General features: G+C 41.5%; 16 protein-coding genes. 5 read left to right on the forward strand and 11 right to left on the reverse strand.

What is annotated here, in order from left to right:
• The first annotated feature begins 30 nt into the window (after positions 1-30).
• Positions 31-1,044: an Insecticial toxin gene (locus tag EAE92_RS17960; RefSeq protein WP_214069072.1), complete on the forward strand. Its 1,014-nt coding sequence runs from the start codon at positions 31-33 to the stop codon at positions 1,042-1,044.
• On the opposite strand, the gene EAE92_RS25030 is transcribed toward EAE92_RS17960, so the two are convergent.
• Positions 1,025-1,240, reverse strand: coding sequence for a type II toxin-antitoxin system YoeB family toxin (locus EAE92_RS25030; RefSeq protein WP_248000714.1), 216 nt, complete (start codon positions 1,238-1,240; stop codon positions 1,025-1,027). The genes EAE92_RS17960 and EAE92_RS25030 overlap by 20 nt on opposite strands.
• Before the next feature lie 353 nt (positions 1,241-1,593).
• On the opposite strand from EAE92_RS25030, the gene EAE92_RS17970 reads away from it, so the two are divergent.
• Both EAE92_RS17970 and EAE92_RS17975 read left to right on the forward strand, forming a co-directional pair.
• Positions 1,594-2,385, forward strand: coding sequence for a tail fiber protein (locus EAE92_RS17970; RefSeq protein ID WP_214069073.1), 792 nt, complete (start codon positions 1,594-1,596; stop codon positions 2,383-2,385).
• Between the two features lie 62 nt (positions 2,386-2,447).
• Entirely contained in the window at positions 2,448-3,479 is a 1,032-nt protein-coding gene (locus EAE92_RS17975) for a fucose-binding lectin II (protein WP_214069074.1), read from the forward strand.
• 316 nt (positions 3,480-3,795) lie between these two features.
• Here the strand turns inward: EAE92_RS17975 and EAE92_RS17980 are convergent, their stop codons facing one another.
• Positions 3,796-4,665: a hypothetical protein gene (locus EAE92_RS17980; RefSeq protein ID WP_214069075.1), complete on the reverse strand. Its 870-nt coding sequence runs from the start codon at positions 4,663-4,665 to the stop codon at positions 3,796-3,798.
• Between the two features lie 123 nt (positions 4,666-4,788).
• Complete coding sequence (locus EAE92_RS17985; protein ID WP_214069076.1) at positions 4,789-5,484, reverse strand: helix-turn-helix transcriptional regulator; 696 nt, start codon at positions 5,482-5,484, stop codon at positions 4,789-4,791.
• 183 nt (positions 5,485-5,667) lie between these two features.
• Here EAE92_RS17985 and EAE92_RS17990 point away from each other — a divergent pair, with 183 nt between their 5' ends.
• Positions 5,668-6,558, forward strand: a complete 891-nt coding sequence (locus tag EAE92_RS17990) for an N-acyl homoserine lactonase (RefSeq protein WP_229001750.1) — start codon at positions 5,668-5,670, stop codon at positions 6,556-6,558.
• A 158-nt stretch (positions 6,559-6,716) separates the two neighbouring features.
• Here the strand turns inward: EAE92_RS17990 and EAE92_RS17995 are convergent, their stop codons facing one another.
• From EAE92_RS17995 to cmoM, 5 genes are all read right to left on the reverse strand, one after another.
• Positions 6,717-6,986, reverse strand: a complete 270-nt coding sequence (locus EAE92_RS17995) for a type II toxin-antitoxin system prevent-host-death family antitoxin (protein ID WP_214069077.1) — start codon at positions 6,984-6,986, stop codon at positions 6,717-6,719.
• A gap of 128 nt (positions 6,987-7,114) precedes the next feature.
• A complete protein-coding gene (gene mukB, locus EAE92_RS18000; protein WP_214069078.1) occupies positions 7,115-11,563 on the reverse strand; it encodes a chromosome partition protein MukB in 4,449 nt (1,482 codons plus the stop codon).
• Positions 11,560-12,282, reverse strand: a complete 723-nt coding sequence (mukE, locus tag EAE92_RS18005; protein ID WP_214069079.1) for a chromosome partition protein MukE — start codon at positions 12,280-12,282, stop codon at positions 11,560-11,562. The genes mukB and mukE overlap by 4 nt, the downstream gene beginning before the upstream one ends.
• Positions 12,263-13,585, reverse strand: coding sequence for a chromosome partition protein MukF (gene mukF / locus EAE92_RS18010; RefSeq protein ID WP_214069080.1), 1,323 nt, complete (start codon positions 13,583-13,585; stop codon positions 12,263-12,265). Before mukF ends, mukE begins: the two co-directional genes overlap by 20 nt.
• A gap of 10 nt (positions 13,586-13,595) precedes the next feature.
• Complete coding sequence (gene cmoM / locus EAE92_RS18015) at positions 13,596-14,375, reverse strand: tRNA uridine 5-oxyacetic acid(34) methyltransferase CmoM (RefSeq protein ID WP_214069081.1); 780 nt, start codon at positions 14,373-14,375, stop codon at positions 13,596-13,598.
• 153 nt (positions 14,376-14,528) lie between these two features.
• Between cmoM and elyC the strand changes: the two genes are divergently transcribed.
• Entirely contained in the window at positions 14,529-15,347 is an 819-nt protein-coding gene (gene elyC, locus EAE92_RS18020; protein ID WP_214069082.1) for an envelope biogenesis factor ElyC, read from the forward strand.
• 134 nt (positions 15,348-15,481) lie between these two features.
• Here the strand turns inward: elyC and kdsB are convergent, their stop codons facing one another.
• The 3 genes from kdsB to EAE92_RS18035 all read right to left on the reverse strand — a co-directional run bounded on the left by kdsB (position 15,482) and on the right by EAE92_RS18035 (position 17,021).
• Positions 15,482-16,234 carry a 3-deoxy-manno-octulosonate cytidylyltransferase gene (gene kdsB / locus EAE92_RS18025; protein ID WP_214069083.1) on the reverse strand — a complete coding sequence of 251 codons (753 nt, stop codon included), beginning with the start codon at positions 16,232-16,234 and terminating at the stop codon, positions 15,482-15,484.
• Between the two features lie 3 nt (positions 16,235-16,237).
• Complete coding sequence (locus EAE92_RS18030) at positions 16,238-16,417, reverse strand: Trm112 family protein (RefSeq protein WP_046396097.1); 180 nt, start codon at positions 16,415-16,417, stop codon at positions 16,238-16,240.
• A 388-nt stretch (positions 16,418-16,805) separates the two neighbouring features.
• Positions 16,806-17,021: a cold-shock protein gene (locus EAE92_RS18035; RefSeq protein WP_036781154.1), complete on the reverse strand. Its 216-nt coding sequence runs from the start codon at positions 17,019-17,021 to the stop codon at positions 16,806-16,808.
• Positions 17,022-17,342: the final 321 nt, after the last annotated feature.

Genomic DNA, 17,342 nt, shown 5'->3' on the forward strand with positions numbered 1-17,342 from the left:
GATCAAACTAATGACCAAGGATTTATAAATATGCCAAGATATTCTAATTCTCAGAGAATACCCACACAGAATAGTAAAAATAGCCGTAGAACATCTCCATTATCAATTCCTTCTGATGGACACCTTTCACTTTCAAATAATCTGACTAACGACTCCTCCGTTCGCCAAGAAGTTAAGAGGCAATTTATCTGGGAAGGCCATATGAAGGCAATTGAAAAAGCGTCTAGACTCGGTAATTTTGCTGTCAGTTTTCGGGCAGCAGGTGAACCAACACTCAGAGCCTTAGGTAAAGGCGCCGCGGCCAAGGGGCATGATATTCTGGAAAAAACCATTAAACCCGGTTCAATTAACAAAGCTTATCCCAAAGATGAAGCTTCAAATGTCATAAAGCAAGTACAGGAGGCGGGTATTGAAGGCTATGTCGGTCACTGGAATAAAGAAACGGGACATCTCGAAGGTATTTATATGAGCAGCGGTCACGGTTTATCAGATAAACAGGTCAATGGGAAAATTTATCCCATAGATTTAAACAATCTCGAAACAAGTCTGGCTCCTTTAAAAGAGAAAAAGAACTGGGCCGCATTGCCTTTCACCGGTGATTATGATATGCATGACATGATTAGTTTCACCACTCAACCACATTCAGTACCATCCAATTCATCAGAAGAAAAGAAAATAATTGATCGCATTAACAAATATATTGCTAAATCTGATTCAAACCGACCATTTGAAGACACAGAACATAATGTTATCAGGCATGGTCCTCAAGTAAGCTACCCTGCTTTTGCGATGGATAAAGAACAAGAAGAGATAAAGAAACACGGGGGAATTGTCAAAGCGGTTGCTGAACCCGGCGAATTTCCGGTTGCTATCGTCAGTAAAGGGCAATGGACCATTGCTAATAATATCGATGAACTGAATCAGTTTTATAATAGTATTGGCGCAAAAATGAAAGCAAGCTGGAAACCAGGCACCGGGAATCCCAGATTCGTTTCCAATCCACAAAAACCGGGCATGGCCAGATTTAGTCGGAAATCTCACTAATAATACAGGCACTAATCTGTATTAGCTCAGGTTTATTAACACCGCAAAATGGTGTTCTTTTTATATCTTTAAGAAGCTCGTTAAGTGAATTAACGAGCTTCTTATCATTTTGTTGCCAGTAAAAAGGCAACTTGGAAGATAACGGGCATATTAATTCTTCAGCAGCACGATAAACATAGAAATAAAACCAATCCACTTATCCCAAGCAATAAAAATAACCCTATTCATTATCCCATCCTTGTCATACTTGAAATTGAATAATCATAGAAATAAACATCCATTAACAATCTCTGTTATTAATTTATGCTGTATCTAAAAATTCACCCCCAATAATTGTTTTTTCATATAAACTTATTTAAATAACCATTGAATTAAATTTTTAAATATAAATAATAACATCTATAAATCATGTTATTGCAGTAGCTATCAAAACCAATGAAAACAAAGCAATAAACGTTTTTATATTTTAAATACAAATAGTAAATAAAGGAAAATCATCAATTTCATTGTTAAATAAAACAACCCAATATTATATACAAGGTGATAAAAATGGAAAAAGAATATAACCGGTCCACATCAGAATCCAATATAGAGAATACCAATACTATGGATCGCCATGAAGTTGGTAAAACGCCCTGTCGAACTGATAATCCAAATTCAGCGCTAAAACCGGGTGATGACTATACACAAGCAATAAAAATTAACCCTGATGGTGGCTTAAAAGCAGATAAAGATGGATTAAGTGTAAAAATTAAAGCAAATAATGGTATTAAGGTAGACAGTAGCGGAATCAGTATTGATCCCAATAATGTATTCCCAAAAGGAATGATTGTGATGTTCTCCGGTAAAGATACTCCTACCGGCTGGGCTTTTTGTGATGGTAATAATGGAACGCCAGATTTAAGAAACCGTTTTGTCATGTGTAGTGAAACTATTTCTGAGACAGGGAAAAGCAGTAATAAAGCCAGTGGGAGAGGGAATGGAAAAAACTTTTCCATAGATACAACATTAACTACGGTTTCGGTAAATGTTACTGTGGAAAATACAATATTAACAGAATCACAAATACCTAGTCATAACCATATTGGAGGTATGGCTTATCGGGCTGCTATTGGAATGCTATATAATGTTAAGACTTACAAGACTAATGACAGCCGTACTGTTTTCAAAGTAAATAACAATAGTGATACATATAATACCAGTGCTAATTACGCATATACATCAGGCACTGGGGGAGGACAAGGACATAATCACCCGGCAACAGCATCATCCCCGGCACATAATCATAGTATTGATATCATTCCACCTTACTATTTATTAGCCTTTATTATGAAACTTTAATTTCATTGCACTAAAAATATTTAAATTATCTATCACTTCCTAATCACAAAGGATACATAACAATGAATATATCTAGTTACTTCTTCCTGAATGAAGAAAACATTAAATTCAATAATCAATGTTTAAACACATACATTGGTTATCCCCAACCCATCAATAAAGATTGGCCCAACCTGCCTGCCGGGTTCCAAAGATATATTGACGATATTATTAATTTAAATGGTTTTTTATATTTTTTCAAAGGTTCACTGTATCTTAAATTCGATATCGTGAAAGCACAAGTCGTTGATGGACCGAACTTCATTATAGATGGCTGGCCTGGATTAAAAGGAACAGAACTGGAAAATGGAATAGATGCGGCCATAGAATTGACCACAAACACTGTTTGTTTTTTTAAAGGTAGATACTGTGTAGATTACACCATCGATTTACACACAATTAAGACCAGCACTATTGCAGACCGGTGGGGAATGACCGGGAAATATGCAGAATTTAGTACCAACCTTGATGCCGCTATTTTGTGGCCAACTATTGATGGAAATTTTATTTATTTTTTCAAAGATGATTCTTTTATTCGGTTCGATCAAAAATTGAATGCACTTGATGCCGGACCTATCATCATCTCCAGCGATAATGAGGGTTGGAGAGGATTAGCCTTCAAAAATATTCAAGCGGCAGTATCGGTCGATATTGATTTATTAGGCAGTCACCGAGACAATAGTGGCGTCTGTAGTGGAACATGTGGTACTAATGACACGGGTAAACATTGTTTCCAGTTACCTCACAGTATTCGATTCGGCTTGATAGCCTACGCGAATACAAATATTTCGCAAACTGTAAAAGTATATATTGACGATCTTCTGGTAGATACATTAACCGGTAAAGGGCAAAATAATCTCATGGCGACTAAAACCTACACATCAGGTACAGGCAAAATCTGTATTGAGATTGAGGGGAATGGCAAACCATGCAAGCTGCGTTATTTCGATAATATATTTGATGGAAAACCGGGAACAGCTATTATCGGTGCTGAAAACGGCACCAATAATAATTACAATGATAGCGTGGTGTTCTTGAATTGGCCGCTGATATAAACTAAAAAATATTTGGTTTCAAATAATAATTGCGCCATTCTTGGCGCTTTTTCTTTATTAAAGCGTTTATTTATCTAACTCTCTTGCCTGCAAACTCCTACCACTTACCTGCTCTAATGATTTAAGTAAATGTTTAGCATTAGCTGATGATCGTAATAAATAAGCGCTTTCTTCAAAACTTTCGTATTCCACTCTCGAAATAATGACACAATCGACTCGCTCCCCCCGGTCACAGAGTTACCTATGCTCCCGGGGATTCGCTCCTTTGCCGCTCCGATGCATCTTGAAATCCATAGGGTATAACTACAATATTATATTACTGACTCACAACTTGATCTTTAGGGTTAAATGTAAATACAGCATCTGTTGCCTGTTTTACATTTGTACCTTTAGGTAATTCGATTTTAACAATAGGTAAAAATTTACCTGTTGCATCTTTATAATCACGTTGATCTTTTTGTGCATTAATTAAACCTGCACCGTTTGAATAAAAAAGGGCTTCAATAGGTAATGTTTGTGGCTTATTCTCATCCCAAGGTTGAACGACTATCTCATTATAATTTAAACCATTACCATGATAAGGCATTGCAAGTAATGTTTGATAAAAAGCATCTGCTGGATCTTTAGCCGTCGGTCTAACATCAAATGCACAGACTCCCCATGCAGATTTTCTTACAATAGCCTTATTTAATTGATGAGCGGTGAAAACACCAAAATCTTGGCATGATTTTCCATCTGAGGGTTTAGGCGGTGCGCCACAATAATTTCCCTGACGCCCCCAAGTATTCGCATCAATAACATAGGAGCATAATACAGGAACTTTAATCTTATCCTCAGGGGCCATCTGTTCAGGAAAAAGAATAAAACCATTTACGCTAGCAAATGTATTGCCAAATTTAGCATCTTTTCTTAAATATGAAAAAGAAACTCCATTATTTTTTATAGAAGATGGATTTAACTTCCAAAATTTAAATCCAGGCCGAGTCCCTCTCATCAAAACTCCAGAGCAAAGAAAAGCGGGTGATTGAGCATCGCCACAGTCTTTAGCGGTATTATTATATTGTTGGGTCAATATATTAGCAATATCATTTTGTACATCGGTTTCATTTCCCGTTTGCGTGAAGGAAAAAGTATTTGCTGAAAAAAAGACAATACTAAGGAACAAACCTATGGCAGGCTTTTTCATAAAATCCTCACTTAATTTAAAGTGCGTTAATTGAAATTAAATTGTTCTCCGTTCACTTCCTAATGAAGTTTTTCACTGTTTTTCTTATATCACAACTATCAAAATTGATAGCAAAACAAGGCTTCATAATTCTATTTGGCCATTTTCAATGGCTTTTATTATGGCTGCACCTCTAGAGTTAACATTAAATTTTTCTCTAATTTTTTTAAAATGAAAATTAATATTTGCTTCTGAGCAATTAAGTATGCGTGATATCTCCCATGTTGTTTTTCCAATTAAATACCAAGAGCAAACTTCTTTTTCTCTTTTACTCAATTTAATGTTGTTGTTTTTGTTTTTTAAAATAATTAAATAGTGTAGTATGATATCTCTTAATGCTATTAGTTGATTGAAATTTTTATTTATTGTCCTTATATAATCACCTTCTTTGCAATAAAAAGATAAAGTTAGAATTCCAAACTCATGATTAATACCATGCATAGGAAAAGATATGCCATGATTTATTCCATAATCTTTAATTTCATGGGAAAAAAGTGATTTTTTTTCTAGTTTATTGCAATCCCATATGAAAGGGATAGTGTTTTTTATGCAATATTCAAAAATTGGATTGTTATTGATATATTTATCTTTTTGATAGTTTAAGGATAATTGATCATTATTGGTGATGAAATTTGATTCTTTAATATTACTTTTAGTTGAAGAGTAAAAGAGAGAATACCATTCTATATCAGTAATAGATTGAATGGTTTTAATAACAAAATGGAGATCATTAAACTCCTCAACAACACAATTCGAATAAAATTCATATAAGTCAATCATAATTTAACCTGGGTATTGTTAAATATTTCAAAACGTTAATACTAAGATTAGTCCAATAATTGACTAGAACAACTATCAAATCTGATAGTTGTGATATAAGCAAAACAATGAAAAACTCTACTAGGAAGTAAATGGGGAACAATTTAATTTCAATTAACGCACTTTAAATTAAGTGAGGATTTTATGAAAAAGCCTGCCATAGGTTTGCTCCTTAGTATTGTCTTTTTTTCAGAAAATACTTTTGCTTTCACGCAAACAGAAAATAAAATCGATGTACAAAATGATATTGCTAATATATTGACCCAACAATATAATAATACCGTTAAAGATTGTGGTGATGCTCAATCACCTGCTTTTCTTTGCTCTGGAGTTATATTGCGTGGCACTAAACATTCAAATGATTATAGATTTTGGCAACCTAGCCCATCATCTATAAAAAGTGGTGGTGTTTCTTTTTCATATTTAAGGAAAGACGCTAAGTTTAAACGTTTAGCTTATGGATATAGAAATGGATTTATTGTTTTCCCTGAACATATAGCGCCTAAAGATAGAGTCGATTTTTCTGTATTGTGTGCATTTCCTATTGATGGCTATACAAATGAGAGAGCGAATCAAGGTTGTGGTGAAAATATCACTAAGGCGAAAGGTAAAGGTAAATCTTGCCAAGAGCAAAATGTGATGAATTCCGATGATTGGATAAAAAATTATAGGAAAGTAAACTCTCAAGATATTTTTCAATGTGGATTTAATGTTACTCAAGATGTGAATAATCCAGCTATAGCTTTCTATCAAATGTTAGAAAGTATCAAAAAACTTCCACGTACTCCTAATACTCCACCAAAACAGAATGAAATCAGAATTTCAATCTGGGAAGAAAATGAGCCTAATAAATTACCTATTGAAGCCCTTTTTTATTCAGAAAATTCAGGTTTAGCTGATGCACAAAAAGATCAGCGTGATTATAAAAACGCAACAGGTAAATTTTTGCCTATTGTTAAAATGCTACTACCAAGAACTTTAAACGAGGATGCATTATTCAAATTTAATATTGAAGATCAAGTTATTAAGCCATAAACGATTATTGGATTATTGTAAGTTCTATTTTTCATACTGAGATTACTGTAGTGGAGATAATCATCATCGGCTTTATTCTCTGTTCTCGGTATTTTGTTTAACGACAATTATCAGACCATAAATAAAGCCTTTTTTCTATCTAAAATAACAGGTTGCAGCTAAAGATCTTGTTTATGATTCTTTGGTGACTGTCTTTCTTGTAAATTTCCATTACTCACCTGCTCTAATGATTTGAGCAAATGTTTAACATTAGCCGGTGAACGTAGCAGATAGGCAGTCTCTTCAAGGCTTGCATATTCCGCACTCGAAATAATAACACAATCTCCACCATTTTGTCTGGTGATCAATGTTGGTGTGCAATCCTTAACAGCTTGATCCATAATCGAAGCAAGATTTCCCTTTGCAACACTATATGTTGTCTTCCGCATAATATGACCTTTTCAATATAGTATAAATCACACCCAAACATTGGGTACAACATCAAGCCAAATAACTATTTGCGCCATCCGTGGCGCACTCTCTTTATTTTTATGACTATTGCAAGTCATCCATTTAATTAAGCAGTAGCATCTGAAATTAATTGAGTTGCCGGGACATCCTGTCCAAATCCTCGCAGCCCAACCACATGCACATGTTCGTGGTTTTTAAACACTTTACGCACCAGTTTATAAGTGGTCCCTTTTTCAGGGCTGATATTTTCCGGGGCGGCGATAATCAACTGCATTTGCAGGCGCTCACATAATTCAAACAAAGTAGCGATAGATTTAGCATCCAGACGCGCCGCCTCATCAAGGAATAACAACCGGCAAGGGGAAATATCTTTACCACGCAAACGGCGGGACTCTTCTTCCCAACTCTGCACCACCATCACCAGAATAGACATGCCGGTACCGATCGCTTCACCGGTAGACAGCGCCCCACTCTCTGCTTTCAGCCAGCCATCCGATCCACGGTTAACTTCAACATCCAGTTCCAGATAGTTGCGATAATCCAACAACTCTTCACCTATGGTTTGCGGCAAGCGCTGCCCCATATCCACTTGCGGATTCAAGCGCTGATAAAGTTTTGCCATTGCCTCCGAGAAGGTCAATCGCTGGCTATTAAATAGATCCTGATGTTGTTCCTGCTGTTCAGACAACACATCCAGCAATATCGCGTGGCTTTCACGCACGTTTACATTCAACCGCACACCACGGACTTGTCCGAAGGAGACCGCTTGTAATCCCTGATTTAGCATGCGGATACGGTTTTGCTCGCGCTGAATGGTTTTGCGGATAATATTCGCCACACTTTTCGAGCTAATCGCTAATTTCTGTTCACGGGCAGTCAGCTCTTCCGTCAAACGAGCCAGCTCGATTTCCATCTGTTCAATGGCGTCAACCGGATCGTCAGTGCGGATAATATCTTGGCGAATACGTTCACGCAGATGCTGATAAACGGCAATAAAGAACTGAATTTTACGTTCAGGCCGTTTCGGATCTTCGGATAAACGCAGCGCATCACGTAGATGTTCGTTATCCGCCACTGCCAGACGTAACGCCCCCAATGCCTTATCCGACATGGAACGTAACGCGCCGCCCTCCATATATGCCAGTTCACGACGATGCAAGCGACGTTCAACGCCGTTATCTTTCACCATGCGCATTACCGCGCACCAGCCCGCTTTGGCAGAAACCACCTGTTCACGGATTTGATGGTAATCGCGTTCCAGTTTCCGCAGTTTTTTCTGCAAACTTTCCATTTCCGCTTCGCAAAAAGCGATCTGCTTCTCAAGCTGGTTGACTCTGGAACGGTTAGTACTGAGCGCTTCATGGAGTCGATCACGGCGCTCGCGAGCACGCATTTCCGCATTCGCATCCGCCTGAACACCGATCTCTTTCATCTCCTGATGCAGCTCTTTCAGCATATCCTGTTTGGTTTCGTAAGAACTTTTCAGAGATGCCAGCACTTGGTTAAATTGGGAATATTGCGCTTGCTGTTGACGTAGTTGTTCGCGAGCGCGGCTGCGGTCCGATTCTGCATGTTCCAGACGCTGACGCAGTTTGTCATTCAGATCCGCATTTTCGTTGAGCATACCGGCAGAATCACTGTAGCTAAAATGCGCACGACGCTGTACCACTTCCACCAGCGCGAAAGCCCGTTGTTTAGCCTGATGCTGGCTCTGTTTAGCGGTTTCATAGTCCTGTTGCAACTGCTCATGCTGCTGTGGATCGCTTTGCAAAACCGCAACCATCGGCTCCAACTTCGCCAGTGCCGAACCGTGTTGTTGCAGGAAACGAGCCGCTTCCTGCGCTTCGTCCAACTCTTCGCGCACTTCTTCTACGCGATCAATTAAAGTTTCATCCAACAACAGAGTCACTTGAGGGATCAGGCGATTTAATGCCGTCAGGCTCTCTTTCGCCTGAGTATATTGCTGGCGCTGCTGTTGAGTCTGCTCTTCAAATCGGGATAATTCACGCTCCAGTTCCGTGTGACTCTGCCTCAGTTCGCGGATTTCCGCTTCCGGATCGGTATCAAATGCAACAGAGAGGTGTTTACCCACAAACTGACTGAATGACTGATGCGCACGCTGGATTTTCTGCACATCAAAAGAGAGCGTGGCGTAACGTTCCGCCAAAGTGTCGCGCTCCAGATTCAAGGCTTCTAAACGATTTTCTCTAGCGGCGCGACCAAATAGCGGCAATTCAGGATAACGAGAATAACGCCATTGACGGTCGGAAGATTTGACCAGTACCGCATTAGTCTGCTCTTCGGCATTAAATACGCTGTCATCAAAGGATTGCGGATCACCTTCAATTAAATAGAGATCTTCCGGGCAATCTTCCAGCGTTTCAAGATGTGGACGCACCAAGGAAAGATCGGGCACCACAATGCCATGTCGCGCAGGTCCATACAGGGCGGAGAAGTACGGCGCATCATCAATGGTGATATCGTCATAAATCTCTGACAGCAAAACCCCGCCGAAACGTTCCGCCAGCGCAATCATCCGGCTATCTTCCGCACCGCTTGGTTGGCTGAGACGTTCAATCTGCTGTTCCAGATCACGTTTTTGCGCCGCAACTTCATCACGTTCTACCGTCGCTTCACGCTCGCGTTCAAGCAACTGCTGCATATATTCCGTCACGTCATTACTGCTCGCCAGTGTTTCACCGCTCTGTTCACATAGCTGATGCAGGGTATCCTGCGCAGCCAGCCAGACCGGAGCGCGGGCAGTCAGTGACTGAATTTTCTGTTTCAGTTGTTCAAGCGCCTGACGCATCTCCATACGGCGCTCACCACTTTCATTAACGTTTAGGCTCAGTGCTTCCTGACGGGCTTCAAGTTCATCCTGTAACCCTTCCAGATCTTCGGCCTGATATTGCCGCCCCTGACGTTTGCAAAATTCGTTTAGTAAACGCTCTGCATTTTGTTGGTTGTTTAGACGCTGCTCCAGTTCAGACAATCGCATTCGCAATGGCTGCACCTGATCCGCCAGATGTTGCTGTGACGGCCAATCACGCAGTAATTCACGAGCACTCTGCCACGCTTCACTGCGGCTGATTTCGCCAACCATACTTTTGACTAATTGATACGCCTGTTCGAACTGATTATGAGCCGCATCTGCAACACTTAATTTCTGTTCCAACACCAACAGGGCTTCTGTCGCCTGCTGCTCTTTAGCCTGAAAAGTTTCCAGCCATTTTTCTGCATTATCGGCGGAAAGATCCGGTAACCGGCAAAGTTCACGAGCACGTTCTAGCGCTTGTAGCGCTTGTTGATACTGAATTGCGCGGGTTTGCTGAACATCCAGCGCCTGCTGGTAATCCGCCAACTGGCTTTTCAGCTCATCGACTTCTTGTTCTGCCGCTTCTGCTCTGGCTTCATATTCAGCCTGTAGCTCTCCCGCTTCTTCAACAACCTCTGTCTGTTCTTCCAAACGGTAGGAAAGTTCTTCCAGATCCCCCTGATAACGATCAATTTTTTCCTGCTGACGCATGGCGGTTTGCACCAGATTCAGGTGGTCACTAGCGGCCTGATAATCCGTTTCTAAATCGTCAGAGGCGCCATTCTGCTCAGTCAGCTCTCGCGCTATCTCTACATGACGATACTGCTCGGTTGCCAGTTGCCTATAGCTGCCAAACAGTTCTCCACGCAATGCCAATGCTTGATCCAGATAGGTACGCCGCTCATTGGCATGGCGCATATAATCAGCAGAAACGTAAGAAGTTGCTTCGGTGATCAAGTGCTTGAACAGATCGCGATCAGATTGAGTTACCCGGATAGCTTCCAGTGTTATACGGTTTTCACGCAGCGCCGCTTCCATATCCTGAAATGCCTTGCGAACACCGCTGTTTTCCGGCAGCAAATAATCGCGCAGGGAACGGGTAATGGCGCTGGAGATACCTCCGTACAGAGAAGCTTCGATCAGACGATAGAATTTACTGCGATCACTCGCTGAACGCAGGCGTTTAGGTATCACACCCAAATCAAACATCAGCGCATGATAATCGGTAATGGAGTTAAATTGTTTGAACTGCACGCCTTCCATCTCATCAAGACGATCTTTCAGTTCATTGAGCGGCAATACACGCGCCTGTCTTTCACCGACATTTTCCGTCAGTAATTGAGTCGGCTGGATCGCGGTTGGCAAGCCTTGGATCATAAAAGCTTTGATATCGACTTTACGGTCACGCCCCGCAACCTGTTGCAACCTCACCCCAACAATGACTCGCTGATGCCGAGAGTTAATCACATCCAGCGTTGAGTAACAGACCCCCGCACGCAGCTTACCGTGCAAACCTTTATCGCGAGAACCGGAAGTGGCGCCGGCTTCGGTGGTGTTACGGAAATGCAACAAGGTCAAATCAGGGATCAGCGCGGTGACAAAAGCCGCCATCGTGGTGGATTTACCCGCCCCATTCCCCCCTGACAAAGTGGTTACTAATTCATCAAGATCAAATGTTCTGGCAAAAAAACCATTCCAGTTAACCAGCGTCAGTGAACGAAATTTACCGCGTTCAATCATGGTTGTTCATCTCCCGCATCTTCTGCTGAGTTATCCGGTGTTTCATCATTTTCACTATTATCAAGCGACAAGCCGCTTTCAACCGGCATTGCTTCACCGTCACGGATCATCCTCAGTTGGACTTCACGAGGATCGTCGCCACTGCGTACATCCGCACCAAAACGGAATACCGCCTCAGTAATGGTAAATTTATTACTGTCATTTGGTAGGATATAGACCATACCCAGACGACGCAGACGGTTTAGTGTCGTGCGCACTTTTTCCTGCAATTTCTGTTTATCTAAATCGGAACCGGAAGAACGCTGGTTGACAAACTTCATCAACTTGCCTTCATCGGCCAGTGAGATCAGCTCTTCGTACAACTCTTGAGCCGTAAAAATCCCCTGATTAGCCAGGCGTTCCGGGCTGAGATAGAGATAACAGAGGATTTTTCCCACCATCATATCCAGCTCTGATAATACCGAGCGCGGGATCAAGGTCGTTGAACGGGGACGCAGATAGAAGAAACCTTCCGGCGCACGGATCAACTCCACATTATAGCGGGCGTAAAATTCCTCCAATTGCTCCTGAAAATCCATCAGATAAGCATGGTTATCAAGATCATCTATCCCGATATGACGACCCGCACGAAGTTGGCTATCCAGTTCCGGGAAAAGTGAATTGGCTAACGCCTGTGCCAGTTTAACCGGCATAAATTGTTCAATATGTGTCGATGACATGTGCCTGTACCTTGGCTCCGTAATCATTAATCGCTAACCATTCCGCTGGCAACCCAGAGAAATCCGCTTCTGCCACACCCAATCGTACAGCCTGATCCACCAAAATACGCGCCACATCAAAGTGACGAGAGAGCGGATGTTGAGCAAGGTAATCCCTTAACACCGCACCTAAATCCAGTGGGCGCTGCTCCTGTCGATATATCAACAGCGCTTTTTCAATCATTTCTGCCAGTTGTTCGTTTATTTCACTGAATTCTTCATATTCCAGCGCTAATGGCAGTTCACCCGTCACCTCTTCATTGCGTAACGTCAATTCTTCATCCCGCATATCGAGCAAACGTTCAGCGTTAGCAATAGTGAGGGTCCACGGGTTATCAAAGTAATGTTGAACTGATTGACGTAAGCGCTGAGAGAAAATCCGGTTTTTATCCATATCAATCGCAGTACGGATAAATTTGTGAACGTGACGATCATAGCCAATCCATAAATCAATCGCCTGCTGACCCCAACTGATAATACGGTCCAATTTGCTTTGCAGATCAAATACCAGTTTATCAACCAGTTCTGAGCCGCCGCTATCCATGTTGGCTTCCTGAATACGCAACAAATTAGCCTGTAGTTTATCTCCGGCCGCTTCTAGTGTGTCCTGGAGTTCCCGCAACGTACCTGATGTTTCGGATAACAGTTGCTCACAGTTGGCAATCGCTGCCTGCCAATCTTGATTCAGCAACGCCGCAATATCTTCTTTAACCGAGCTTTGCTGCTCGTCCATTACGCGCTGAGACATGTCGATGCTGTCGAATATTTCAGCGACAGAATATTTCAGCGGCGCAAAAACATTACGGTGCCAGTGAAATTCATCTCCCCTTTCTTCCGCCGCTTCCGCAGCCCGGTGCAACTCACTCGCCACCACCGAAAGTTGCATCGAAAGACGTAAGGTAGAAAATTCCCGCTGACGAATGTAGTAGTCACTGATACCCATCCCAAGCGGGGTTAAGCGATAAATTGCATTGCTCTCGGCCAATTCACTGGTAAAACGGTTAAGAATTTTCTGACGCACCATATCATTGATGGCATTGTTGGCCCGCACAGCGATAGATTCTGTGGTCTGCTCAAATCCTTTGCAAACTTCACGAAAGGCATCAACCAGCTCCCCTTCGCTCATCTCGCCATCCAGACGCTCGCTGTTCAACACCGCAATGGCCATCAGAAAAGCCAACCTTTCTGCGGGCAGGGAGATGGAAAAATCGTTTTTCCTGGCCCAAGACACCAGTTCCGGGACAGTCTGGGAATATTCACTCATAATTTGTCCTTTAAACTGTTAAAGCTGGCTTGCGTGCCATGACATGAATGTAGCGCCCCAAGCTGATATAAGGCTCCTGTCGGCAATAACGCTGTTCCAATTCCAGCAACGCCGGAAAGTTTTCGCTCTGTAATTGGCGATTTTGCAAATAGTCGTGAAAAACACGAACACCGGTTTTGCCGGTAATCGTCATATTTAATTCATCAAGCCATTGATAGACCTGTTCAGGCGCCAATGGATTCTGAGGCGATAATGAACGTTTTCTGCGACGTTGTATATTGGGCGTCGCCAAATGAAAATTACCTAAAATAGCATTACGCATCACCAAACCATTGGCATTGTAAAACATTAAAGATAGAGCGCCACCCGGATTAATGATATTCATTAGTACTTCTATTACATATTTCTGATCAGTAATCCATTCCAGCACTGCATGAAATAATACCAAATCTACTGGCTGCTCTATATATTGGCTAATTTCCTGTACCGGGCTTTGTATAAATTGCATATTTTGGCTGACCCCTTTATCTTCCGCGGCCAGCCTTGCCCGCTGGATCATCTCTTCTGATAAATCACACAATATCACTTGATGACCCAATGCAGCTAATTGACATGCCATATTTCCCTCACCACCCCCCGCATCTAAAATACGCAGTGGACGTTGAGGTAATTGAACCAGTAATTCGCTGATATCCTGCCAGACAACGGCTTGCCTGATTTTACCTTTGGTTGTGCCGTAAATATTACGAGAGAATTTGTCTGCAATATCATCGAAATTGCGATCCCGCATGAAAAACTGCCTCACTAATGGAATAGATTTGATTTATCTGTTGAGATTTCATTACGCTAACTGCTATTTTCGCACAGCATTCGTTGATATAACCACTTTTGACGACAAACTGTGAACCACATGGCTATAATTCAACCAAATTAAGGCAAATAAATGCAATTTCTATTTAAAAAGTACTTGGGTGCAATGGTAATGCCTCTGCCATTAATATTGCTAATTTCACTTGCTGCTTTATTACTGCTGTGGTTTACCCGTTGGCAAAAAACAGGTAAAACGATTCTGACACTCAGTTGGCTCACGCTACTTTTGCTAAGTTTACAACCTGTTGCCGATAAGCTGCTGTTACCACTGGAATCGGTTTATGCTAAAAGCGCCACATCTGATCCCAATCAGATCAATCCACCGGTTGATTATATCGTCGTTCTTGGTGGCGGCTTCACTTATAACCCAAATTGGGCGCCCAGTTCAAACTTACTTAACAACAGCTTGCCGCGAGTAACAGAAGGCATTCGCTTATATCGCCTGAACCCCGGCTCTAAAATGGTCTTTACCGGTGGTAAAGGAACGACTACTAAAAGCAGCGCGGAAGTCGCCGCTATCGTAGCACAATCGCTCGGCGTGCCCGCAGAAGATACGATCGCACTGACAAAACCAATGGATACTGAGCAAGAAGCCAATGAGGTTGAGAAACTGATTGGTAAACAACCCTTTATTTTAGTGACTTCCGCCAATCATATGCAGCGAGCGATAACTTTCTTTCAACAGCATGGGTTAAACCCCATTCCCGGCCCGGCTAACCAATTAGCGATCACTTCACCATTACGCCCTTGGGAAAAATATCTGCCCTCGGCTTACTTTCTATCCCATTCAGAGCGGGTATGGTATGAAACTTTAGGCACCCTCTGGCAACGCATTAAACCTTCGAAAGATTTGGAACAGCCACAAAAATCAGAGCATTCTCAACCGAAATAATCCTAAAGCTACTTCTTGAAGTCAAAATGATGGAGAAACGAAAGCGCAATAGAAACAATATAGAAATAAACAACATAGAAATAAACAGCAATAAAATGACGCGCTTTCGTTAATCCAAAAATAAATTCAAACTACTAATCAGTCTCAATAAAAATTTTTCTGACTGCGATCAGATCTTCCGGGGTATCAACACCCACTGCCGGCGCTTTTAATGCAATTCCCACATGAATTTTCTCGCCGTACCAAAGTACCCGCAGTTGTTCCAGCATTTCAATTTGCTCTAACGGGCTTGGCTCCCACTGCACATAGCGACGGATAAAACCCGCGCGATAGGCATAAATACCAATATGACGCAGGAAATTATCCCCAATCGTTTCCCGTGATTGTATAAAACGGTCACGCTCCCAGGGAATAGTTGCCCTAGAGAAATAGAGCGCATAACCCTGCTTATCCATAACGACTTTCACTGCATTAGGGTTAAAAGCTTCCTCTGCATCATGAATCTGCACGGCCAACGTTGCCATTCCCGCTTTACAGCCCGCCAAATTTTCTGCAACCTGTTTAATAATCTCTTCGGGAATCAGTGGTTCATCACCCTGAACATTAACGATAATTTCATCATCGGCAAATTGATATTTATCGATAACCTCAGCTAACCGTTCAGTACCAGAATGGTGATTTTCGTTGGTCAAGCAAACCTCACCACCGGCAGCCACAACTGCATCAACAACATCATGATTATCTGTTGCTACAATGACGCGTTTAGCACCTGAACGCTTTGCCCGCTCCATGACGCGAATAATCATCGGCTTACCATGAATATCCGCTAAAGGTTTACCGGGTAAACGGGTTGAAGCAAAGCGGGCTGGAATAATAACGGTGAACATGCCTTATTTTTCCTCATCCAGAGGTAATTCACGAGCTTCGTGATCTAACAGGACGGGAATACCATCACGTACAGGAAACGCAAGTCGATCCAACTTACAGATGAGTTCACAATTCTCTTTATCGTAGCTGAGTTTTCCGTTACATACAGGACAGGCAATAATTTCAAGTAAACGGTGATCCATACATCCTCCAATTATGGAGCTTTAATTTAGTGCAATTTAATGCGACCCAGAATAACATAAGCTTGGTATCATCGTTAGCTCTTGTTATTTAATCTTTCGATCCCTTTCCCAACATTATCTTCTGAAAAATCAAGCAAGCTGGTGAAAGCCCAAAACCATCTTGGTAGCCGTTATTGGCACAATCCCTAATTGCTAATAAATCATCAACATAGATAATAAACAAAAACCGGAGAGTAAGCGTCGTCGTCAAAAGTGACTCACTTCGCTACCCTCCGGGTTTTACCAAAGGTCCGTTTAAAAAAACGATTACCTTTGTTTGCATATGGTTCAATGCTTCCTCTTTACCATTTAAAGAATGGCAATAAAATAGCTTGATTTTGATAGAGTTTCAGAATGCTATCACATCTGCTGCGGTTAAATCATAACCTTTGCGAATAATTGAAAATTCTACATCCTGCCCTTCTGTAAGTGACTTGTTTTTTGTATTAGCAATCGCTTTTCTATTGACGAATATGTCTTGTCCCCCATCCTGTGGAGAAATAAAACCATATCCTTTATGCTCATCAAACCATTTCACTCTACCCATCTTTAATTGTAATGTCATAATAACTCCCCCATTTGTCCATCTCACAATAATTTAATTTATTGTTTTTGATGTTTTTTTACCCTTTATTCAATTTTCGAATAGAACCTCATCTCAGTTTCAATACCTTGACCTTGAAATACATTTCATTCGAGTAGTGCATCGTTTAAGTAACAGATACGAGCGGATATCCTACCAGAATCGTACATGTCTGAACCAAGAATACACAATAGTCGTTTATCCTTAATGGATAGTTTTAATATCAGTTAACAATGGCGAAAAATCAAATAAATCTGAAAAATTACTGAAATTGTACGAATTGTTGGCAAGGTGGGAACCATT

Source organism: Photorhabdus hainanensis (assembly GCF_018448965.1).
GTDB lineage: Bacteria > Pseudomonadota > Gammaproteobacteria > Enterobacterales > Enterobacteriaceae > Photorhabdus > Photorhabdus akhurstii.